This window comes from Clostridium sp. Marseille-Q2269 (assembly GCF_943736985.1).
Classification (GTDB): Bacteria; Bacillota; Clostridia; order Clostridiales; family Clostridiaceae; genus Clostridium_F.
The window spans coordinates 68158-91939 of record NZ_CALSFS010000015.1; the positions used below are offsets into that span (position 1 = coordinate 68158).

Genomic DNA, 23782 nt, shown 5'->3' on the forward strand with positions numbered 1-23782 from the left:
ATTTTATGAAATCAGCATTTGAATTTGGATTAGATTTATTAAAAGGTGGAATAAAAATAGGAAATATAAGTTCCGATTCTATATATATCTTCATATCAAAGATTATTAAAATAGCAATTATATTTGTGTTAATGTATGTGGCTATAAAAGTAGGAAATAAAATAATAGATAGATTTGTTAAAAAACAAAGTAATTTAAAATTTTCATTAGATGATAAAAAAGCAACAACTGTAGGAACAATATTAAATAGTGTATTAAGATATGCAGTTTATTTTATAGGTATTTTTTCTATAATAGAAATTTTATTTGGAAGAATAGGTTCTATATTTGCAGGACTTGGTGGTGCAGCTATAGGTTTGGGAGCTAAAGATATTATAAAAGATGTAATAAGTGGATTTTTTATATTATTTGAAGATCAATTTTCAGTTGGAGATTATATAACTGTAGAGAATAAATCAGGAATAGTTGATACTATAGAGCTTAGAGTAACTAAGTTAAGAGATTTTAATGGAGATCTACATATAATACCTAATGGTCTAATAGATAAAGTAACTAACCATGCTAAAAATGATATAAGATTTAAGATAGAGGTTAGTGTATCTTATGAAGCAGATGTAGAAGAGGCCATAAATGAAATTAATAAGGTTTGTTCACAGTATGCTAAAGAAAGAGAAGATATAATAGTGGAAGAACCATCAGTATATGGCATAACATCACTAGGAAACAATGGTATAACTATAGTTGTATATGGGAAGACAACTCCAATGAATCAGTGGACAGCTGAGATTGAATTGAGAAAAAAAATATTAATACAATTAAAAAATCATAATATAGAAATACCATATAATAAACTTCAAATTATAAAATAAAAAGGAGAGATTAATTATGACTAAAAATTTTGATCTGGGAGATATAGTAGAAATGAAAAAATCTCATCCTTGCGGTAGTAATAGATGGGAAATAATAAGAATGGGCGCAGACATAAAAATAAAGTGCTTAGGTTGCAATAGAATAATAATGATTCCACGGAGCACCTTTGAAAAAAGATTAAAAAATATACTAGAACATAAAGAAATAGATTAATTTAAACATTAGTTTTTTATTAGCCGTTGATATACTTATATCAATGGTTTTTTTATATAAATAAAAAGTATTAACTATAATTTTTATTTATACATATATATTTTTATATTAATATTACAAATAACCATATAAAAATATATATGTTATTATAAAAATGTTATTAAATAATACCATTAATTTAATATAACATAATAATGACTTATTTTGAGTATGCTAAATAGAATTAGGCTTTGCTAGTATAGATCATTTAATAACAATATAATAAAAAGCTCCAAGAATAAATTTCTTTGGAGCTTTTATAAAATGAAAATTAGGAGAAGTGATAATATGAACCAGTTACCTAAAAATATAGATGAGTTTGGTGAGGCTAGAAAAAAAGGATTTGTAAAAATAAAAGAATTAAAAGATCAAGGACATAAAATAGCAGGAGAGTTTTGTGCATATACTCCCTGGGAAATAATAGCAGCTTCTGGTGCTATACCTGTAGGACTTTGTGGAACAAGTGAAGAGCCAATAGCAGATGCAGAAAAGCATTTACCAAGAAATTTATGCCCTCTTATAAAATCTTCTTATGGATTTGCAATAACTGAAAAATGTCCTTATATGTATTTTTCAGATGTAGTTATAGGGGAAACAACCTGTGATGGAAAGAAAAAAATGTATGAACTATTGGGTAAAATTAAAAAAGTACATATAATGCAATTACCACAAACGCAAGATACAGAAGATGCATTTAAATTATGGAGACATGAAATTATAAAATTGAAAACCTTTTTAGAAAAAGAGTTTGATGTAGAGATAACAGAAGAAAAGATAAAAGAAATGATAAAAATTAAAAATAAAGAGAGACAAGCTCTGAGAAATTTTTATGAGTTAGGAAAACTTGATCCACCACCATTAACAGGAATGGAAATTTTAAAAGTTTTAAGAGGAGCAGGTTTTACATGGGACAAAGAGGAGCAAATAAAGGATATAGATAATATTGTAAAAACAGTAAAACAACAATATTCAATGGGTAATACTAATGTACCTAAAAATGCTAAGAGAATATTAATAACAGGATGTCCATTAGGAGAAGCTACAGATAAAATAATAAATACTATAGAAGAAAATGGAGGTGTGGTAGTAGCTTATGAAAATTGTGGAGGAGCTAAAAATCTAAATTATTTAGTGGATGAACAAAAAGATCCTATAGATGCTTTAACAGAAAAATATTTAAATATAGCTTGCTCTTGCATGAGCCCTAATAAGAAAAGATTAGATTTAATATCAGAGATTGTAGATGAGTATAAAGTAGATGGAGTTATAGATGTAATATTACAAGCTTGTCATACCTATAATGTAGAAACTCAATCTGTAAAGGAGTTTGTAAATAAAGAGAAGAACATTCAATATATGAATATAGAAACAGATTATTCTCAAACTGATATAGGTCAATTAAAGACAAGAATAGCAGCATTCATAGAAATGTTATAAAATAAATATATTGCTTTATAATGGTTTATATGATAAAATTATTTGATGTACGATAAAATCCCTGCTGTACAAAGTACAGCCGTTAGTCCGTGGGGAGGAGGTGAATATAATGAGAAAGTACGAAACTGTATTTATACTAAATCCAGCATTAGATGAAGAAGGTTACAAAGCTAATGTTGAAAAATTTAAAGGTGTAATTGAAAATGCAGGTGGAACAATAGACAATGTTGACCTATGGGGTAAAAGAAAATTAGCTTACGAAGTTAAAAAAGTTAATGAAGGTTACTATACATTAATGAACTTCACAGCTGATACAGAATTACCAAAAGAGTTAGACAGAGTGTTCAGAATAACAGATTCTGTTATAAGACACATGATAATAACTCAAGAATAATAGGGTGGTGTTTTTGTGAATAAAGTTGTTTTAATAGGTAGATTAACTAAAGATCCTGAGTTAAAATTTACTCCAGGAAATGGGACAGCAGTTGCCACCTTTACTTTGGCTGTAGATAGAAGATTTTCAAAAGATGGCCAGAGAGAAGCAGATTTTATCCCTATAGTAGTATGGGGGAAACAAGCAGAATCTACAGCTAATTATATGAGTAAAGGAAAACTTATGGGTGTTAGTGGTAGAATTCAAACAAGAAGCTATGAAGCAAAAGATGGTACAAGAAGATATGTAACAGAAGTCATAGCTGAAGAAGTTAAATTTCTTGAGTGGGGCAATAAGCCTACAACGGATTCAACATATAATAATGGGTCAGAACCAAGTTACCAATCAGGCTCAGGTCTTGGAAATGGAAACAGTTTTGACGACGATATAATTCCAGTGGATGATGGAGACATCCCATTTTAAAGAAAAGGAGGGATAGTTATGGCAGGAAGAGAAGGCGGAAGAAGACAAAGAAGAACAAAGAGAAAAATTTGTACTTTTTGTATGGAAAAATCTGAAGCAATAGATTACAAAGATATCAATAAGCTTAGAAAATTCGTTACAGAAAGAGGTAAGATTCTTCCAAGAAGAATTTCAGGAAACTGTGCGAAACATCAAAGAGAATTAACTAGAGCTATAAAAAGAGCAAGAAATATTGCTTTATTACCATTTACTACAGAATAATATTTAAATTTACATAAAACTGACTACGAATTCGTAGTCAGTTTTTTGTCTATTATTGATTTTGTCAGCAATATAAGGTATTATTGCATAAATAGTGAAATACAACTAAAATAGTAGTATAGGTTAGAAAAGGGGATGGGGCTATATGAAAAAAGATGACTTTAATATAATGTATAGTGTAAAAGTAATAGAAGATTTGAAAGCAGAACTTTTATGTATAATAGGTGATTTTTACAAACTTTTAACTAAAGGAAGTAATGTGGCACAGGAAGCTATACTAGATTGTATATCAGGTGCTATTATAATTTTATATTTATTAGGGGAAAAATTAGGGTATTCTTTTATAGCAGTGGATGAAAACATAAAGAAAAAATTAAAAGTGGGCATAATTGAAGAAGATGATATCGAAAAAGATGGAAGAAATCTAACTAAATTATATAACCATTTTAAAGAAAAGGAGTAATGAGAAAATATATGTATAATAGACAACATAAAACTAATTCTTTGGTTGAAGCAGGGCTTATAGTTTCATTAATGATAGTACTTATAATGTTTAATTTGTATTTCCCTATACTTAGTATTTTTATTACTTTTTTATTACCTATACCTATAGCTGTTTTATACTTAAGACAAGATTATAAAATTACTCTCTGGGCTATACTTGTAACAGGTGTAATAACAGCTATGATAAACAATCCTATTACAGCAGTAATAATTACTATTTCATTTGGTACAATAGGATTTTTATTAGGCTATTGTATAAAAAAACAAAAATCAATTTTTATGACTATTATGATATTAGCAATTGGACTTTTCATATCCAAAATTCTAATTATATTGATACAAATTTTACTTATAAACAAGAATGGTATAATGGAATTTTTCAATAACAATATAGATATGATAAAAAAATCTATAGAATCAACAAAGGAGTTTTATGCTAAGGCAGGGGTTTCAAAACAACAGCTTCAACAAATAGATCAAGTATTTGATATGTTAAAACCAGAATATATATTAACAATTTTGCCGGCTACATTAATAATGATGGCTTTTATAGGGTCAATATTAAATTATGCAATTACTAGAAAAGTTCTTATGAAATTAGGATATAAAAATATAGAACCACTCCCACATATATCTAAAGTATATGTAAATGTAAGAGTGGTAACTATAGTGGCTATAGGATTACTTATAGGGGTTATATTAAAAAGAAAATCTATAGGAGTAGGAGATTATTTTCTTATAAGCTCACAATATTTATTTAAGGTATTACTCTTAATAGATGGTATATCTACTTTTATATATTATATGAGAAATAAATTTAAGATATCTAAAGGTGTCTTAATCTTTATACTCTTTATGACTGTTTTATCTCCTTTAAGTATTATTTATTTTTATTTAGGATTAATGGATGTAATGCTTGATTTTAGAAAATTAGATTCCTTTAGGAATTATAAGGATAATAAAAGCGGGGAATTATAAATGAATAATAATAGGTATGATAATTTCATTATCAATAATAAAGTGTATATGTTTATTATTGCTATTTTAATCATTATTATCTTTGCATATAGACATTTTCAAGTAGGTATAGTATGGGTAGCTATATATTTATTCTTATTATTTTATAGCCTTAAAAACACAACAGTTAAAAAGAAAGAATTAAAGAAATTTATAGAAGATTTTTCTATAAAGATGGATAACGCATTTAAAAGTTCTTTAATGAATTTACCTTTTCCTATGATTGTTTTGTCTAATAAGGGAGAGATCTTATGGTATAACCAAAATTTTTCACTATTATTAAAAAAGGATGGAATATTAGGAGAGAGCATAAATCATATATTAAAGAACTTTAATTTTAAATATGCTTTAGAAGGCAAAAAGACTATTTTTAAAAATAGTAATTTTAAAGATAAATATTATAATATATATACTAATACATTTTTTGATGAAGAAATTGGAGATAAGATATTACTTCTCTATTTTTATGATGTTACAGATATGTTTAATATATTAGTAGATATGGAAAAAAATAAAGAAGGAATAATACTTTTAGAAGTAGATAATTTAGACGAAGTATTAAAAAGTATAGATGCAGATAAGAAACCATTAATAATAGCAGAAATAGAAAGACATATAAACAGTTTCTCTGAGAATATGGAAGCTATGATAAAAAAATATGAGCAAAATAAATATATATTATCTGTACAAAATTCTTATATAGAAAAACAAATGGAGAAAAAATTTGATATACTAGATATAATAAGAAATATAGATACAGGAAATAAAATGTCTCCAACTTTAAGCATAGGGGTAGGAAGGGGAGCTAAAACTCCTTTAGAAAACTATAGTTATGCTATTGCAGCTAAGGAACTGGCATTAGGAAGAGGTGGAGATCAATCTGTAGTAAAAAATAAAGATAAACTTTTATTTTATGGAGGAAAAACTAAAGAAGTTGAAAAAAGAACAAAGGTTAGGGCTAGAGTTATAGCTCATGCCTTAGTAAATCTAATAAATGAAAGTAGTAATGTAATTATAATGGGGCACATGAATTCAGATATAGATTGCTTAGGAGCAGCCATAGGTCTTCATAGTGTAATAAATCAATTAGAGAAAAAAAGTTATATAATTCTTGAGAACTATAATAAAAGTAATGAGTTTTTATTAGATAAAATAAAACAGGATCAGGCATATAAAAATACATTTATAAATAGTAAAGAAACTTTAGATATTATTAATGCTGAGAGCTTACTTATTATTGTAGATTCACATAGTAGGGGATATGTTCAAAATATAGAGTTAGTAGATAAATTTAATAAGATAGTTATAATAGATCATCATAGAAGAGCTACAGATTATATAGAAAAATCTATATTAAGTTATATAGAGCCTTATGCATCTTCTACATCAGAATTAGTAACTGAAATGATTCAATATATGGTAGAAAAACCTAATATATCACCAATTATAGCAGAAGCTCTTTTAGCAGGGATATATGTGGATACAAAGAATTTTTATTTTAAAACTGGTGTTAGAACATTTGAAGCTGCATCATTTTTAAAAAAATTTGGAGCAGATACTATTGATGTTAAAAAGTTTTTTTCTAGTGATTTAGATACTTATATTAAAAAATTAGAAATAATAAAATCAGTAAGTGTAAAAAATGATATTGCTATAGCAATATGTCCAGAAAATATAGAAGATAATGTATTAGCTGCCCAGGCAGCGGATGAACTACTAAATATTTCAGGTATTCAAGCTTCCTTTGTGTTTGTTACAATAGGTGGTGAAATATATATAAGCGGAAGATCCCTTGGAGATATTAATGTTCAACTAATACTTGAAATGTTAGGTGGAGGAGGACATATGACTATGGCTGGAGCTAAACTAGAAAAAATTAATTTAAATGAGGCAGTAAAAAAATTGGAATTAGCTATAGATAAATATTTAAGGGAAGGTGAAGTGTAATGAAAGTTATTTTATTAAAAGATGTTAAATCATTAGGTAAAAAGGGGGATCTTGTAAACACATCCGATGGATATGCAAGAAATTATTTAATCCCAAAGAAATTAGCAGAACAAGCAACAGAAAATAATGTACACATTTTAAATAATAAAAAAGAATCAGAAAGAAGACAAAAATTAAAAGAGTTAGAAGAAGCTCAAAAACTAGCCAAATCTTTGATGGGAAAAGAAGTGAAATTCAAAGTTAAAACCGGTGAGAACGGAAGATTATTCGGTTCTATAACATCAAAAGATATTTCAGAAAAGTTAAAAGAACAATATAATATAGATATAGATAAAAAGAAGATAGTAGCAGAAACCATAAGACAATTAGGCATTTATGAGGCAGAAATAAAAGTTTACCCAGAAGTTTCAACAAAAGTTAAAGTTTCTGTCTTAGAAGAATAGGAGGAAAATTGTGAATTCTCATAGATTAGATGAATTGCAACAGGATATAATAAATGATATAGAAAAAGATATTTCAGATGATATGTCTATTGAATTACAGGTAGATGTGTTATTTGAAATAGTAAAAAAAATAATAAAAGAGTCTAATATAAGAGCTAGAATTGTAAAGTATAAACTAGATAAATATATAAGTAGTAATAATGCATATGAAAAGCTATATGCATTAAACAAAATAGTAAGTGATGGTAAAGGAATTCAAACAGTACCTACAAGTAAGGATGTCGTAGAGGTATTAACAGAAACTAATAGATTAATAGTAGAAATATTGGCTAAAAGATATGTTGAAAACAATATAGAAAAAGAAGTAGAACAGCTTTTAATGGAAAAGCAAGATAAATATATAGAAGAAGTAAAGCTTAATATTATAAAAAAACAAAAAGGACCTGAAAATGCTAAGACTTTAAAAAAATATACTCATATAGAAGAACTTGAGTCTAGAAAATTGACTAATAATATTCAGCATTTATTAAGGCCTGCTTCTTTCTCAGAAATTATAGGTCAAGAAAGACCTATAAAATCTCTTTTATCTAAAATATCATCACCATATCCACAGCATATTATATTATATGGACCTCCAGGAGTAGGTAAAACATCTGCAGCTAGATTGGCTTTAGAGGAAGTAAAAAAACTAAAATATACACCTTTTTATAAGGACTCTAAATTTGTAGAGGTAGATGGTACTACTTTAAGATGGGATCCAAGAGAGATTACAAATCCTCTTTTAGGATCAGTACATGATCCTATATACCAAGGATCTAAAAGGGATTTAGCTGAAACTGGTATACCAGAACCAAAACTTGGATTAGTTACAGAAGCCCACGGAGGAGTACTTTTTATAGATGAAATAGGTGAGTTAGATGATATGCTACAAAATAAGCTTTTAAAAGTTTTAGAGGATAAAAGAGTGGAATTTTCATCTTCTTATTATGATCCAGATGATGAAAATACGCCTAAATATATAAGACACTTATTTGAAAATGGAGCACCAGCGGATTTTGTACTTATAGGGGCTACTACAAGAGAACCTTCAGAAATAAATCCAGCTCTAAGGTCTAGATGTGCAGAAGTATTTTTTGAACCATTGTCTTCTAAAGATATTGAAAAAATAGTTGTAAATGCAGCAGATAAATTAGATGTAATATTAGAAGATGGAGTGGCTAAAACCATAAGTAGATATACCATAGAGGGAAGAAAAGCAGTAAATATATTGTCAGATGTTTATGGATATGCTTTATATAAGAATAAAGATTATAAACAAGGCACAAAACTTAATATAACTATGGAAGATTTAGAGCAAGTCATATCTATAAGTAGATTAATTGCATACGACAGAATAGAAAATAAAGAAAAATTAGAAGTAGGACATGTATATGGATTAGGAGTAAGTGGATACATAGGTTCTACTATAGAAATAGAAGCTACTGTATTTAATGCCAAAGATAAAGGTAAAGGTTCCATTAGATTTAACGATACAGCAGGAAGTATGGCAAAGGATTCAGTGTTTAATGCAGCTTCAGTTATAAGAAAGATAACAAAGGAAGATATAAAAGATTATGATGTGCATGTTAATGCCATAGGTGGTGGTAAAATAGATGGTCCATCTGCAGGGGCAGCTATAACAATATGTATTATTAGCGCTCTATTAAACAAACCCATAAAGCAAGATATAGCTATAACAGGAGAAATATCTCTTAAAGGAAAAATAAAACCTGTTGGAGGTATATTTGAAAAAATATATGGTGCAAGAAGAAAAGGCATAAAAAAGGTAATAATACCAAAAGACAATATAAAAGACGCTCCTTTAGATATAAAAGATGTAGAGATAATATCTATAGATACTATAGAAAATCTTATGGATATAGTATTTTAAATTAAGGAGCCTTTAAGGAGAGATGTTTGTATGGATGCACCTATAAAGAGTATGCCACAGAGTATAGATGCAGAACAGAATGTATTAGGAGCCATGATTATAGATAAAACTTCCATAGCTGAGGCTGTGGAAGTTTTAAAAAGTGAAGATTTTTATAAAGATTCTCATAAAATTATATATAATGGAATAATAGAGCTTTATCAAAAAGATGTAGCTGTAGATATGTTAACTCTTACAGAAAATCTTAAATCTAAAGATAAATTAGAGTCAGTAGGAGGTATTACATATATAACAGAATTGTGTAACTCTATAGTTTCAACAGCTAATATTCAATCTTATATAGAAATAATAAAAGATAAATCCACATTGAGAAGACTTATAAAGTCATCTACTGAAATAATAGAGAATTGCTATAATAAGCAGGATAATGTGGAGGAAATAATAGATTCTGCAGAGAAAAAAATATTTCATATATCTAATCAAAATACTACATCTGATTTTGAGCCATTAAGCAATGTTTTGGAAAGAGGATTTATTCAAATAGAGAATTTATTTAAGAATAAAGGTGAAACTACAGGAGTTGCATCTGGCTTTAGAGAATTAGATGCTAAAACATCGGGCTTTCAAAAATCTGATATGATATTAATAGCAGCTAGACCATCAATGGGTAAAACAACATTTGCACTAAATATAGCAGAGTATGCAGCCCTTAGAGAAGGAAAAAGCGTAGCAATCTTTTCCCTGGAAATGTCAAAGGAACAGCTTTCTTACAAACTACTATGTTCACAAGCCAATATTGATATGTTAAGACTTAGAACTGGTAATTTAGAGGATAAAGATTGGGAGAATATAGCTAGGATTTCAGGCCCATTAGCAGCAGCAAATATATTTATAGATGATACTCCAGGTATATCTGTAATGGAAATGAGATCTAAATGTAGAAGACTAAAAATAGAACATGGTGTAGATATGGTGTTAATAGATTACCTTCAACTTATGAGTGGGGGTAAAGGCTCTGAAAGTAGACAACAAGAAGTTTCAGAAATATCAAGATCCATAAAAGCCTTAGCTAAAGAAATGGATTGCCCCGTTATAGCGCTGTCACAATTATCTCGTGCTCCGGAAGCTAGATCAGATCATAGACCAATGTTATCAGACCTTAGAGAATCTGGATCTATAGAACAAGATGCTGACATAGTTATGTTTTTATATAGAGATGAGTACTACGATAAAGAAACGGAAGACAAAAATATAGCAGAATGTATTATAGCTAAGCAAAGAAACGGTCCTACAGGAACAGTTAAAATGGCATGGCTTGGACAATACAGTAAATTTGGTAATTTAGATGTAATACATCAAGAATAAAATACAAAAAGCTCTATATTTATTTTTATAGGGCTTTTATTTTTTGTGTTTTAATGATTTAATTTATATTAAGGATAACAGATTTTTTGTAATATTACTTTATTAATGTATTTTACTATAGAGTATATAAAATAATATTATTTAAGAAGGAAATACATAAGAAATATTGAAATTAATAATTAATGAAATAAAAGCTTTCAGCTAGAGGAGAGATAGTATATGGATTACAAAAAAGTATATAAACAATGGTTAGATAATAATTATATTGATGAAGATACAAAAAAAGAGTTAAGAGAAATTATGAATAATGAAGTAGAAATAGAGGACCGATTTTATAAAGAGCTAGAATTTGGTACTGCAGGTCTTAGAGGAAAGATCGGAGCTGGTACAAATAGAATGAATATATATAATATATCTAAAGTTACTCAAGGATTAGCAACTTACATAAAGGAAAAAGGTGAAGAGTATGTAAATAGAGGAGTGGCTATAGCTTTTGATTGCAGACATTATTCAAAAGAATTTGCTAAAACTACCGCATTAGTTTTAGCAGGTAATGGAATAAAAAGTTATTTATTTGAAGATCTAAGACCTACACCAGAATTATCCTTTGCAGTTAGAAAATTAAATACAGCAGCAGGCATAGTTATAACTGCTAGTCATAATCCAAAGGATTATAATGGATATAAAGTATATTGGGAAGATGGAGCTCAAGTTTTATCTCAAATAGCAAATGGAATTACAGAAAAAATAAAATCTGTTACTAATTTTCATGATGTGAAAACTATGGATGAAGAAGAAGCTTTAAGAAGAGGCTTATTGAATATATTAGGAGAAGAAATTGATTTTGATTATATAGAAAATGTTAAATCTTTAAGTATAAGAGAAGATATAGACAAAGATATAAAAATTGTTTACACACCTTTAAATGGAACAGGAAATATACCTGTTAGGCGTGTTTTAAAAGAGAGAGGATTTACTAATATTATAGTAGTTCCAGAACAAGAAAATCCAGATCCAAACTTTACAACAGTAGGATATCCTAATCCAGAGGATAGCAAGGCATTTAAATATGCAGAAAACTTAGGAAAAGATGTAGGAGCAGAGTTACTTATAGCAACAGATCCTGATTGTGATAGATTAGCAATAGAAGTTAGAGATGAAACTGGACAATATGTAGCTTTTAATGGTAATCAAACAGGTGCTATTCTCATAAATTATATAATATCTAATATGAATGATATGGGTAAACTACCTAAACATCCTGTTATAGTTAAGTCTATAGTTACTGGTGATTTAGGTAAAGCTATTGCTAAGGAATATGGAGTAGAAACTCAAGAAGCATTAACTGGATTTAAAAATATATGTGGGAAAATACCAGCACTAAAAGAAGAAGGAAAAGAATTTATATTTGGATATGAAGAAAGCATAGGATATGTTACAGGTACATTTGTTAGAGATAAAGATGCAGTAAGCTCAAGTATGCTTTTATGTGAAGCTGCAGCTTATTATAAGACTAAAGGTAAAACATTAATAGACGTACTTAATGAAATCTATAAAAAACATGGATACTATAGAGAAAAACAGATATCACTGATATTAGAAGGCTTAGAAGGTAAAAATAGAATAGATAGAATGATGAAGGCCTATAGAGAAAGTTTCCCTAAAGAAATAGCAGGATCAAAGCTTTTAAGCTATATAGATTATAAAGATAGAATAGAATATGATATGGTAAAAAATTATAGAAATCCATGCAGAATACCAAGATCAAATGTATTAAGATTCTTCTTAGAAGATGGAAGTTGGTATGCAGTAAGGCCATCAGGTACAGAACCTAAGATAAAATTATATATATACACAAAAGGTGACAGCATTAAATCTGCTGAAGATAAAATAAAAGTTATAGAAAAAGAAGTTTTACATAAGTTAAATTCAGTAAAATAGAAGAAATATATTTAATAAAATTTTACAAATAATTAATATATTTTAATGAAAAAATAGTGGTTTATTATAATATTACTTAGCCTGCTACAAATTTTAAGATCTGTGGTAGGCTATATTTTATATAACCTAAGAATATGGTGAAATATTAATTTAAAGGATGGTTTTAGTATGAAAGGAATAATAGATAGGTTTGAAGAAAACTTTGCTGTAATAGAGCTAGAGAACAGGGAAATGATAAATATAGATAAACTTAGAATTCCTAAAAAAGCTAAAGAGGGAGATGTTATAAATATAGAACATAATATAATAACTTTAAATAAAAAGGAAAGTGAGCAATTAAAAAAAGAAATAGATAAATTAACTGAAGATTTGTGGGAAGAATAATAATTAAAATAATAAAACATAGAAAATACTTAATTGTTAAATTTATAATATATTAAAAAATTAAATATATACAAACAAATAACGAATAATAGTTATAAATTTTATAAAAATATTCGTAAAACCTATTGAAAATAATTTAAACCTTTGTTATTATTATATAGCTGGAGGGGATAATTTATGAAAAAATATGATGTTATTATAGTTGGAGCTGGAGCCAGCGGAGTATTTGCGGCTTATGAAATGTGTAAAAATAATCATAAATTAAATATATTAATAATTGAAAAAGGACATGAGTTAAAAAGAAGAAAATGTCCTATAGATGGTAAAAAAATAAAGTCATGTATACAGTGTAATGTTTGTAATATAATGAATGGATATGGCGGAGCAGGTACATTATCTGATGGCAAATATAATATTACTAACAATTTTGGTGGAGACTTATATAAATATGTAGGTAGAGAAGAAGCGTTAAATCTAATGCACTATGTTGACGATGTTTTATGCTCAATGGGAGGAAAAGATGCAAAATTATATTCAACAGCTAATTCTGATTTAAAAACAAAAGCTCTCCAAAATGATTTACATCTTTTAGATGCAAAAGTAAGACATTTAGGAACAGATAGGAATATTCATATCTTATCTAATATATATGATTATCTAAAAGATAAGATAGATATGAAATTTGAATGTGAAGTTTTTGATATAAATAAAGAAGATAATGAATTTGTTGTAAATACCAAAGAGGGAGAATTCTATAGTAAAGATCTAATTTTGGCTACAGGAAGATCCGGTTCAAAATGGATTTCTAATGTATGTAAAAAACTTGGCATAAAAACAGAAAGTAATAGAGTGGATATAGGAGTAAGAGTTGAGCTACCAGCTCAAGTATTTTCCCATATAACAGATGAGGTTTATGAAAGCAAAATAATTTATAGAACAAAGAAATATGGAGATTTAGTTAGAACATTTTGCATGAATCCTTATGGAGAAGTAGTAAGTGAAAATACTAATGGGATAGTTACAGTTAATGGTCATAGTTATGCAAATGAAGAGCTTCATACAGAAAACACTAACTTCGCTTTATTAGTATCTAATAGATTTACAGAACCTTTTAAAGAAAGTAATGAATATGGAGAATCTATAGCAAAGTTAAGCAACATGTTGGGCGGAGGTGTTTTAGTACAAAGATTTGGAGATTTAATAAAGGGAAGAAGAACTAATGATAAGAGAATGGAAAAAAGTTTTACAAGACCAACACTAAAAGCTACACCAGGAGATCTAAGTTTAGTAATACCTAAAAGACAATTGGATGGAATTATAGAAATGATATATGCCTTAGATAATATAGCGCCAGGTACAGCAAATGAAGATACACTTTTATATGGAGTAGAAGTTAAATTTTATAATTCTAATGTAGAATTAAATTCTGAATTGGAAACTAAAATAGAAGGATTATATATTTTAGGAGATAGTTCAGGAGTAACTCATTCATTATCACAAGCATCAGCGAGTGGAGTATATGTAGCAAGAATATTAATGGAAAAATATAATACAAACATATAAAACAATAAAAATGTTGCAGTTATAATTTGGCTGCAATATTTTGTTTTTGAAGGATAATAAGCGAACAATAATCAAATTTCATTATATAGCATTCGCTTTATTTGTTGATATTTTATAATTGTTTTGTTAATATTATAGTTGTGGAAATTAAGTTATTAAAACATAAAAATGTGTAGTATATAAATTATATTTATAATATGATAATTTTCTTAAAATGAAAGTGAGGAAAAATAATATGTCAGCTTTTATAGTATTAGGTGCTCAATGGGGCGATGAAGGTAAAGGAAAAATGACTGATTATTTAGCAGAAGAAGCAAATGTAGTTGTAAGATTTCAAGGTGGTAATAATGCAGGTCATACAGTAGTTGTAGGAGAAAAAGAATATAAATTACACTTAATACCTTCTGGTATACTTTATGATGATAAACTAAATGTAATAGGAAACGGAGTAGTTTTAGATCCTAAAGCTTTATTTGAAGAAATAAGCTATTTGGAATCTTTAGGAGTAAAAATAACACCAGATAGATTAATTATAAGTGATAGAGCTCAGGTAATAATGCCTTATCATAGAGTTTTAGATGGAATAAAAGAAAGAGCTAGAGGAAGTAAGGATATAGGAACTACAGGAAAAGGTATAGGTCCATGTTATACAGATAAAATGGAAAGAAGCGGTATAAGGGTTTGTGATCTTATACATAAAGAAGTTTTTGAAGAAAACTTAAAAGAAACTTTAGAAATAAAAAATAAAATAATAACTGAAGTATTTGGTGGAGAAGCTTTAGATTATAACGAAATTTGTAAAGAATACTTAGAATATGCAGAGAAATTAAAACCTTTTGTAAAAGATATTTCTGTTGTAGTTAATGATAAAATAAAAGAAGGTAAAGAAGTATTATTTGAAGGAGCTCAAGGAACTTTACTTGATATAGATTACGGAACATATCCTTATGTAACATCTTCAAGTACTATAGCTGGAGGAGTTTGTACAGGAGCTGGAGTAGGACCAACAGCTATAACAAATGCAGTAGGTATAGCAAAAGCATATACAACAAGAGTAGGAAAAGGACCTTTCCCTACAGAGCTTTTAGATACTACAGGAGATTGGATAAGAGAAAAAGGACATGAATTTGGAGTTACTACAGGAAGAGCAAGAAGATGCGGATGGTTAGACTTAGTTATATTAAAAACTTCAGCTAGAGTATCTGGTCTTACAAGCTTTGCAGTAACAAAAATAGATACATTAGCAGGTTTAGATACATTAAAAATGTGTACAGGATATAAATTAAATGGAGAAGTTATAGACTATGTTCCTGCTAGTTTAGAAGACTTAGCAAAATGTGAACCAATATATGAAGAATTTGAAGGTTGGGATGATAGCATAGCTAATGCCAGATCTTATAAAGATTTACCTGAAAATGCTATAAAATATCTAAAGAAAATAGAAGATTTTACAGGAACAAAGGTATCTATAGTATCAGTAGGTCCAAAAAGAGATCAAACTATGATGATATCAGAAATTTAATGTATATTATGGGTTGTAGTAATAAATAATAGTATATATATATATAAATAAATATAATATCTTTAAACAAGTCTAATTTATTGATATAATAATAATTAAATTTAGGAAAAGAGAGGTATTATGTTATGAAAATAACTAAAGATATGACTATAGGCGAAATCGTAAGAAATCATGAAGGAGCTGCTGAGATATTAATGAGCTTTGGAATGGGTTGTGTAGGATGCCCATCTGCACAAAGCGAAACTTTAGCTGAAGCTGCAATGGTTCATGGAATGGAACTAGATGCTTTACTAGATGCTCTAAATAAATAATTAAAGCATTTTATATTCCGAAAAAATTTTATTGTATTTTTAAAATTACCACCTATTTTAAATAGGTGGTAATTTATTTTACACTCTTGGTACTTATTTAAATTATTTTATAGTATTTAATTTTATATGGTAAGAGCCAATTGAAGTGTCTGTCCTATAAACGCGTAAATAATATTTACCAGTTTTTAAATTACATGTATTTTCTAATTTATCACCATTATTAGTTGCATAACATATCATAGTAGTTTTATCACTTCCATATAAAATCCAATTAACACTGGATTTTTTTAATTTATCTATATTGTATAAACTTATTTTTACGTTTTTGTTTGAATTTATATCAAAGAAATAAGTATCATTGTCGTCTTTAGCAGTAAAATTACCATATATTATATCTTTATCTAATAATATATTATTAGATTGTTCAAAAGAATCATTAGGTTCTTTCTCATCTTTTATAACTGGTAGGTCTTTATCAGGTTTTTCTATATCACCTGATATTTTTATAGTATAGGTACTAGTTTCAGGAGAGTTAGTATAAACTGTTATATAATAATCTCCCACTTCTTTAATATCTATAGTTTTCTTATTATATTTTGAAGGATCTATAGAATCAGAATTAAAATGATCCTTTAAATCTTTTGAACTATATATTACCCAATTGATTTTACTTTTGGATAAGTTGTTTATAGATATATTTATTTTTGAAGGATCTTTAACTTTAAAAGCATAGGTGTCTTTAGAATCAGTATTACTATTTATATTACCTGTAACTAGGGTATTTGAAAGTGATATTTCATTAGCATCTTTAAACTCATCATTTAGTTCTTTTTCATTGATTTTTGTAGATATAATTTCTTTAACTTCAATATTAGAACTTTTTATATCAGAGCCATTTCTATCATCAGTTACTTTTAAAGTAACTTTATAGTTACCAGGAGTTGTATATGTGTGCTTAGGTGAGGATTCATTGCTCTTAGTACCATCACCAAAATCCCATAGATAAGAGGTTATCTTACCATCTGGATCTGTTGATCCCTCACTTGAAAATACAACTTCCTTATCTTCTAAAATATCAGAAGGAATATTTATATTAGCTATAGGTAATTTATTTGGTACAAAGTTTTCTATACCTTGTTTCCCGTGAAATACTACATTAAATTTAATCTTTTTAGTTGTAGAATCTACAGTATAGTCTGTGAAATAGCAATTAACTGTTTTATAACCGTCCCAACCTAGATTAGATAAATCTTTTAATATATTATTACATTTTTCACTCATTTCTTTCCAATCAGAATTTTTACCTTTAGATACATTCCCTTCAAATGATTGTTTTATAACAAATGTGTTAAATAAATCAGATTTATTTTGAGTGGTAGAAGTTGGCTTAAATTTAGATATAGAAGCTATATCTTTAGCTATATCTTGTATATCTTTATACTCATATTGCTTTAAATAATCATCAGATACTAGTGGAATAGTTAAATTATCATAATTATCCGCTAATTTTTGCATGTGATGGCTATAATTTTTAGACATGATAAAATCGTTACTTAGTTCATTTATATAATTATCATAACCTTTACCATCATTATTTCCAATATAATTAGTTATATTTAATAATGTATTCATATCATTATTATAAAAATAATCGTATAGAGCAAAACTGTATTTATAGAATTCAAAATTTCCAGAACTATATTTTGAATGTAGAGTATTATTTAAAGTAAATCTAGGAGTACTTCTTAGTTCATCTACCATAGATTTTCTAGATAAAACGTTTTCTAATCTAGTAGAACCTGCAAAGAATTCAGCACCCCCTTCTGTGTACCAAGTTAATCTATCGTTATGATATAATGGGCTTGTAGCAAATGTTCCTGGGACTACATAGCGACCTTGTAGATAATGAGTATATTCATGGCGGAAAAGTTCTTCTAATGTATATTTACTTTGGCTTTCTGTTCTTTCATAAGTAAAAAAGGTACCTGTTTCTTCTATATACATTCCACCATTATTAGTATCATAACCGTATACTAAAGAGTTTATCTTCTTATACTGGTCAGGAGAATTATAAATTAGCATTGTTAAGGTATTGTCAGGATTATTTTCTTCTACAGCTTTATCACTACCATAAACTCTAAAAAATTGAGAGCGAACTTCTCTAGAGGCCCAATAAAGTCTTTGTATTTTTTCTTTTGTTACATTATTTCCAGCTCTAATTACCATTTTACCGTCATCAAATTTGTACGTATTGGGTAGATATTTTTTTATTGTATTTTCTTGCAATGACTTAAAATCTACAGCTTTTCCATCTGCGTCTATACCTTTAAAAGTGTAGTTAATTCTTTTAGCAGCTTCAAAGTAAGGTTCAGATCCATCTGAATGAGTTTTTAAAACTTTAGTTAAAATTTTTAACGGCCTATCTTCTGGAGTACAAACTTTTCTTAATCGACTAACTTCATATATAGCCCTACTTATAACCCAAGCATTATCATTATTATAACCTTTCATTAAAGAAAGATTTTCTAAACTGTCAAAGTAAGAATTTATTTTACCATACCATGGTGATAGTTTAGGACTTTTACCATAATTATCACTTAGATAACTTTCAATGTCGTATCCAACTCCATCCATAATTTTAAAAAGAGCATTATTTTTTGTGGTTAAATTTTTATACTCATCATAATTTTCTGAATATTGTTTAAATATTTTATTAAAATTATTAACAATATCACTATCACAGGTGGCATTTCCAATAAGAGCACCTATGGAAGCTATTATGTTATCTTGCTTTTCAGTTCCTAATTTAAAATTAATATTATTTTGAGCAACCTTTATAGCAGGAATACATTTAGAATGGAAACTTCTTTCATTTAAGTATTTTAATTGAGGATTATTATATCCTAAATAAAAACCAGCTCTTAGCACTTCCACTAAAGTGGGAATACCCTCATCATTAGAATCGCTAAATTTATATGAACTTCTATAAAGTTCGTCTATTATCGCTTGTACACGTGTTTCATTGCTAAAGAAAGCATAAGAATCTGATGAGTATTGAAATAAACCTTCTATATCTCTCCAGGAACAATTTTTAAGTATACTTGTTAATTTATCATAGCTTAAAGAGTTTAAATATCTAAAGGTGTATTGCTGGGATTTTTGTCTTGTGGCCTTGGATGTAGATGTGATATTTTTAGAAAGCGTGTTAGGTAAGTCTTTAGCAAAAACTACATTACTACTAGCAGTTAACATAACCGTCAAAGTAATAGTTGAAATTACTTTTTTTAGCTTAGTTGTAGTAAAACAAAAGTTATTTTTTTTCATAATAGTTCCCCCTTTTTAAATAAAATTATTCTTATAATAAAATTATAAATTATATTTATAATTTTATTAATAATTAACATTTATGTAAAAATGAATAAAATATAAATACATGTGGTAAATAAAGTTTATATTTATTAAAAAATTTGTTATGATTAAACTATATTTTATATATAGAGGTGATAAGATGAATCCAGTAATAACAGATAAAAACTTTGAAATAAATTATCATGAAATAGACTTTAAAAAGAGAGTATTATTTACAAATATAATGAATTATTTTGAAGATGTTTCTATGGAGCAATCTGAAACATTAGGAGTAGGACTAGAATATTTAAAAAACAATAACGAAGCTTGGGTGCTATATAAATGGAATGTAACTATTCATAGGTATCCTCAATATGGAGAAAAAATAATAGTTAGAACTATACCATTAGCTTGTAGAAAATTTTATGCTTATAGGAGATTTCAAGTAATAGATGAGGCAGGAAATGTAGTAGTATCTGGAGATAGTATATGGTTTTTAATAGATATAGATAAAAGAAGACCTAAAAAAGTTACTAAAGATTTACAAGCAGCCTATGGATTGTCTGAAAGTGAAGAGGAACCTTTTAAAATAGAAAAAATTAAATTTCCTGAGAAATTTAATTATAAAAGTAAATTTCAAGTAAGATATAGTGATATAGATACAAATCTACATGTGAATAATGTAAAATACATATCTTGGGCTATAGAATCTATACCTTTAGATATAGTATTGAATTATACTTTAGAGAACTTTATTATAACCTATGAAAAAGAAGTGAAATATGGTAATAATATGAATGTATATTCAGAAATAGTACATAAAGATAGTAACCAAATAACCCTTGTACATAAAGTAGAGAATGAAGATGGAAAAAGAGTTACTTGTGCAAAAAGTGTATGGGTTAAATAAATAAAACATGAATCTATTTATAAATTGCTAAAATATAGCTCCTAATTTATAAATTTAAATTAGAAGCATTTTTAGCAATTTATTTTTTTATTTAGTAGAAGCAGATTTACCAGCTATATATCCAGAAGACCAGGCCCATTGCAAGTTAAATCCACCACAATCACCATTTACATCTAAAATTTCACCACAAAAATAAAGATTTTTAACTTTTAAAGATTCTAAAGTCTTGTTTGAAATCTCAGAAGTATCTATACCTCCACAGGTTATTTGAGAGTTTTTAAAAGAGTTAGTACCTATTATTTTAAATTGCCAATTTTTTAACGTATGGAATATTTTTTCTTTTTCTATCCAGCTTATATCTTCATAAGGCATATGAATGTTTTTTATACCACAGTATTTTAAAAGTATAGGTATTAATTTTTTATTTATTATTCCAATTAAGGAATCATGAATACTTCTATAGTAGAAAGTTCCCCAATGATTTTCTAATAAATTTATTAAAGATTCTTCATTAATATTAGGAATCATATCTACTGTTAAATAAATTTTATTATTACTATTTAAATGTCTAGATGCTAAACTGCTTAATTGTAAGATAGGTGGACCAGATATACCATAATCAGTAAACAATATTTCTCCAAATTCTTCTCTTATGGTTTTATTTTGTAATAGAAGTTTTACATTTCCATCAAATTTAATTCCAGATAAAGCTTTTAAATATGGAAAATCTAATTTAAGTTGAACTAACCCAGGAATTGGATCTATAATATTATGACCTAAGCTTTTTCCAATCTTAAATCCTGATCCATCAGATCCAGTATTAGGAGCAGACATTCCACCAGAAGCCATTATTAATTTTTTACACTGAAAGGTTTCATTTTCAGTAGTAATTATGAATCCTTTTTTAGATTTTTTTACACTTGTAACTTTATTATTAAAATAAATAGGAATTTGTCTATCTTCTAAAGCAAATCTTAATATATCTAATACAGAAGAAGCTTGTAATGACATGGGATATATTTTACCTTCACTAAGAGTAATTAATGGTAGACCTAAGCTATTAAAAAAGTTTTTTGTATCTTCCAAATTAAATTCAGATAAAGTAAATTTATAAAAATCATTATTATTACTATTATATCTGCAAGAAGATATGTTTTCATTAGTTATATTGCATCTACCGTTACCAGTTGTTAGAATTTTTTTACCTATTCTATCATTACTTTCTAATATGGCCACATCTGAGCCCATATCTTTTGATATTATGGAGGCGGTAATTCCAGAGGCACCTCCACCTAAAATTATTATTTCGTGATACACATTAAATCTCTCCTTAACTATCAGATAATTTAGTGAATTCTCAATCAATCCATATAATTAGTATTATGAAAATGATATAATTATATATAAGTATAACAAAATACTCAATATGAATTTATAAAATTTTAATGTTTATAATAAATATTATAATATTTATTATAAATAAAAGGAGAGATACTTTTGAAAGCTAATGATTTTTTAAATTATAAAAATTGGGCCGTAGCAGGTAGTGTACTTAGTGAAGGAAAATACGCATATAAAATATTCAATAGATTAAAAGACAAGGGATATAATGTGGTGGGAATAAAACCTGGTACACAAGAAAAAAATGTATTCAATGGTGTTGAAGACATACCACATAAAATAGAGGTATTAGATTTATGTATTAATCCAATAAAAGGGTTAGATATAGTGAAACAAGCGTCAAAACTAGGGATAGATAAAATATTAATTCAACCAGGTGCAGAAAGTGATGAAATAATAAATTTTTGTAGAGAAAACAATATTAATGCTATAGAAGGTTGTGCTTTAGTAGAATTATCAAAATTAGTGTAGAGGAGAGGGAATATGTTTAAGATATATGCTGTGTCAGATTCTATTGGTGAAACTGCAGAACAAGTAGCTAATGCTACAGCATGTCAATTTGGTGTACTAGTAAAAGTAGAAAGAGTTCCTTATATAAAAACCTTTGAGGATGTTAATAATCTTATAAATATAATAAAAAATCCAAACGAAGCAATGATTATATCAACTATTGTTTTGGTGGACATAAGAGAGTTTTTGGTGCAAAGGTGTGTAGAATCTGGCATTCATATATCTAATGTATTAGGTCCTTGTATAAGTTTAGTATCTACTATATTAAATAAAACTCCTGAGTATAAACCTGGTGCTGTTTGGGACATGGATACAAAATATTACAAAAAAATAGAAGCAATAGAATTTGCCATAAGATATGATGATAGTAAAGATCATTCAGGCATAAAGCATGCAGATATTGTTCTAATAGGTTTATCTAGAACATCTAAAACACCTCTAAGTATGTATTTGGCAAATAAAGGTATAAAAGCTTTAAACATACCTCTAATGCCAGAAGTGCCAGTTCCTGAAGAATTATTTGAAATAGATAGAAAAAGAATAATAGGACTTACCATAGATCCTATGCATTTAATTGAAATAAGAAGGCATAGAGTAGATAATATGATGAAGATTCCTACAGAACTTAAATATGCTAATGCTGAAAGAGTATTAGATGAATTAGATTTCGCAGATAGAATTATGAGAAAATTAAAATGTAAAGTTATAGATGTTACTAAAAGAGCTATAGAAGATACAGCATTAATTATAATGGAAGATGTGTTTTCAGATAAAAAAATTTAGAAAATAGTAATAAAAGCAGGGATATAAATCCATAGGAAAGGGCTTTTTTGCTATATTTTATAATAAAGATAAAAGTACTATAAAAAAAATTTAAAAAACTGTTGACACTTTGAAGATTTTCATGTATCATATTCTTTGTTAGGTTGCGAGAGCGAAGTAATAAAACAAAATTTGGCTCCTTGGTCAAGCGGTCAAGACACCACCCTTTCACGGTGGTAACAGGGGTT

21 protein-coding genes and 1 pseudogene are annotated in these 23782 nt (G+C 27.5%); 20 read left to right on the forward strand and 2 right to left on the reverse strand.

Annotation, left to right across the window (positions count from 1 at the left end):
- Positions 1–5: 5 nt before the first annotated feature.
- From NGI68_RS14625 to NGI68_RS14705, 17 genes and pseudogenes are all read left to right on the forward strand, one after another.
- Positions 6–869 (forward strand): mechanosensitive ion channel family protein, encoded by an 864-nt coding sequence (locus tag NGI68_RS14625; RefSeq protein ID WP_251862181.1) that lies wholly within the window; start codon positions 6–8, stop codon positions 867–869.
- A gap of 16 nt (positions 870–885) precedes the next feature.
- Positions 886–1083, forward strand: a complete 198-nt coding sequence (locus NGI68_RS14630) for a DUF951 domain-containing protein (protein ID WP_251862182.1) — start codon at positions 886–888, stop codon at positions 1081–1083.
- Between the two features lie 327 nt (positions 1084–1410).
- Positions 1411–2559 carry a double-cubane-cluster-containing anaerobic reductase gene (locus tag NGI68_RS14635; RefSeq protein WP_251862183.1) on the forward strand — a complete coding sequence of 383 codons (1149 nt, stop codon included), beginning with the start codon at positions 1411–1413 and terminating at the stop codon, positions 2557–2559.
- Between the two features lie 109 nt (positions 2560–2668).
- Positions 2669–2953, forward strand: coding sequence for a 30S ribosomal protein S6 (rpsF, locus tag NGI68_RS14640; RefSeq protein WP_251862184.1), 285 nt, complete (start codon positions 2669–2671; stop codon positions 2951–2953).
- 15 nt (positions 2954–2968) lie between these two features.
- Positions 2969–3286 (forward strand): annotated as a pseudogene (locus tag NGI68_RS14645) (single-stranded DNA-binding protein); the annotation flags it as partial.
- Between the two features lie 147 nt (positions 3287–3433).
- Positions 3434–3676 (forward strand): 30S ribosomal protein S18, encoded by a 243-nt coding sequence (rpsR, locus tag NGI68_RS14650; protein ID WP_076042678.1) that lies wholly within the window; start codon positions 3434–3436, stop codon positions 3674–3676.
- A gap of 145 nt (positions 3677–3821) precedes the next feature.
- Positions 3822–4139, forward strand: a complete 318-nt coding sequence (locus NGI68_RS14655; protein WP_251862186.1) for a MazG-like family protein — start codon at positions 3822–3824, stop codon at positions 4137–4139.
- Positions 4140–4150: 11 nt separating this feature from the next.
- Positions 4151–5158 carry a YybS family protein gene (locus tag NGI68_RS14660; RefSeq protein WP_251862187.1) on the forward strand — a complete coding sequence of 336 codons (1008 nt, stop codon included), beginning with the start codon at positions 4151–4153 and terminating at the stop codon, positions 5156–5158.
- The gene (locus tag NGI68_RS14665) at positions 5159–7144 is read left to right on the forward strand and encodes a DHH family phosphoesterase (RefSeq protein ID WP_251862188.1); all 1986 of its coding nucleotides are present in this window, start codon (positions 5159–5161) and stop codon (positions 7142–7144) included.
- The gene (gene rplI / locus NGI68_RS14670) at positions 7144–7587 is read left to right on the forward strand and encodes a 50S ribosomal protein L9 (protein ID WP_251862189.1); all 444 of its coding nucleotides are present in this window, start codon (positions 7144–7146) and stop codon (positions 7585–7587) included. Before NGI68_RS14665 ends, rplI begins: the two co-directional genes overlap by 1 nt.
- Positions 7588–7597: 10 nt before the next feature.
- Positions 7598–9517: a Lon family ATP-dependent protease gene (lonC, locus tag NGI68_RS14675; RefSeq protein ID WP_251862190.1), complete on the forward strand. Its 1920-nt coding sequence runs from the start codon at positions 7598–7600 to the stop codon at positions 9515–9517.
- Between the two features lie 30 nt (positions 9518–9547).
- Positions 9548–10882 carry a replicative DNA helicase gene (locus NGI68_RS14680; RefSeq protein ID WP_251862191.1) on the forward strand — a complete coding sequence of 445 codons (1335 nt, stop codon included), beginning with the start codon at positions 9548–9550 and terminating at the stop codon, positions 10880–10882.
- A gap of 219 nt (positions 10883–11101) precedes the next feature.
- Positions 11102–12823 carry a phospho-sugar mutase gene (locus NGI68_RS14685; protein WP_251862192.1) on the forward strand — a complete coding sequence of 574 codons (1722 nt, stop codon included), beginning with the start codon at positions 11102–11104 and terminating at the stop codon, positions 12821–12823.
- Positions 12824–12991: 168 nt separating this feature from the next.
- The gene (locus tag NGI68_RS14690; RefSeq protein ID WP_251862193.1) at positions 12992–13207 is read left to right on the forward strand and encodes a DUF3006 domain-containing protein; all 216 of its coding nucleotides are present in this window, start codon (positions 12992–12994) and stop codon (positions 13205–13207) included.
- A 177-nt stretch (positions 13208–13384) separates the two neighbouring features.
- Positions 13385–14770, forward strand: coding sequence for an NAD(P)/FAD-dependent oxidoreductase (locus NGI68_RS14695; RefSeq protein WP_251862194.1), 1386 nt, complete (start codon positions 13385–13387; stop codon positions 14768–14770).
- Positions 14771–15005: 235 nt separating this feature from the next.
- The gene (locus tag NGI68_RS14700) at positions 15006–16292 is read left to right on the forward strand and encodes an adenylosuccinate synthase (RefSeq protein ID WP_251862195.1); all 1287 of its coding nucleotides are present in this window, start codon (positions 15006–15008) and stop codon (positions 16290–16292) included.
- A 125-nt stretch (positions 16293–16417) separates the two neighbouring features.
- Positions 16418–16603, forward strand: coding sequence for a DUF1858 domain-containing protein (locus NGI68_RS14705; protein WP_251862196.1), 186 nt, complete (start codon positions 16418–16420; stop codon positions 16601–16603).
- A gap of 102 nt (positions 16604–16705) precedes the next feature.
- Here NGI68_RS14705 and NGI68_RS14710 read toward each other — a convergent pair whose 3' ends face one another.
- A complete protein-coding gene (locus NGI68_RS14710; protein WP_251862197.1) occupies positions 16706–19927 on the reverse strand; it encodes a collagenase in 3222 nt (1073 codons plus the stop codon).
- A 184-nt stretch (positions 19928–20111) separates the two neighbouring features.
- Here NGI68_RS14710 and NGI68_RS14715 point away from each other — a divergent pair, with 184 nt between their 5' ends.
- Complete coding sequence (locus NGI68_RS14715; RefSeq protein WP_251862198.1) at positions 20112–20861, forward strand: acyl-[acyl-carrier-protein] thioesterase; 750 nt, start codon at positions 20112–20114, stop codon at positions 20859–20861.
- Positions 20862–20948: 87 nt separating this feature from the next.
- Here NGI68_RS14715 and NGI68_RS14720 read toward each other — a convergent pair whose 3' ends face one another.
- On the reverse strand, positions 20949–22178 hold the full coding sequence (locus tag NGI68_RS14720; protein WP_251862199.1) for a BaiN/RdsA family NAD(P)/FAD-dependent oxidoreductase: 1230 nt from the start codon (positions 22176–22178) through the stop codon (positions 20949–20951).
- Positions 22179–22358: 180 nt separating this feature from the next.
- On the opposite strand from NGI68_RS14720, the gene NGI68_RS14725 reads away from it, so the two are divergent.
- Entirely contained in the window at positions 22359–22733 is a 375-nt protein-coding gene (locus tag NGI68_RS14725; protein ID WP_251862200.1) for a CoA-binding protein, read from the forward strand.
- 12 nt (positions 22734–22745) lie between these two features.
- The gene (locus NGI68_RS14730; RefSeq protein ID WP_251862201.1) at positions 22746–23555 is read left to right on the forward strand and encodes a pyruvate, water dikinase regulatory protein; all 810 of its coding nucleotides are present in this window, start codon (positions 22746–22748) and stop codon (positions 23553–23555) included.
- Positions 23556–23782: the final 227 nt, after the last annotated feature.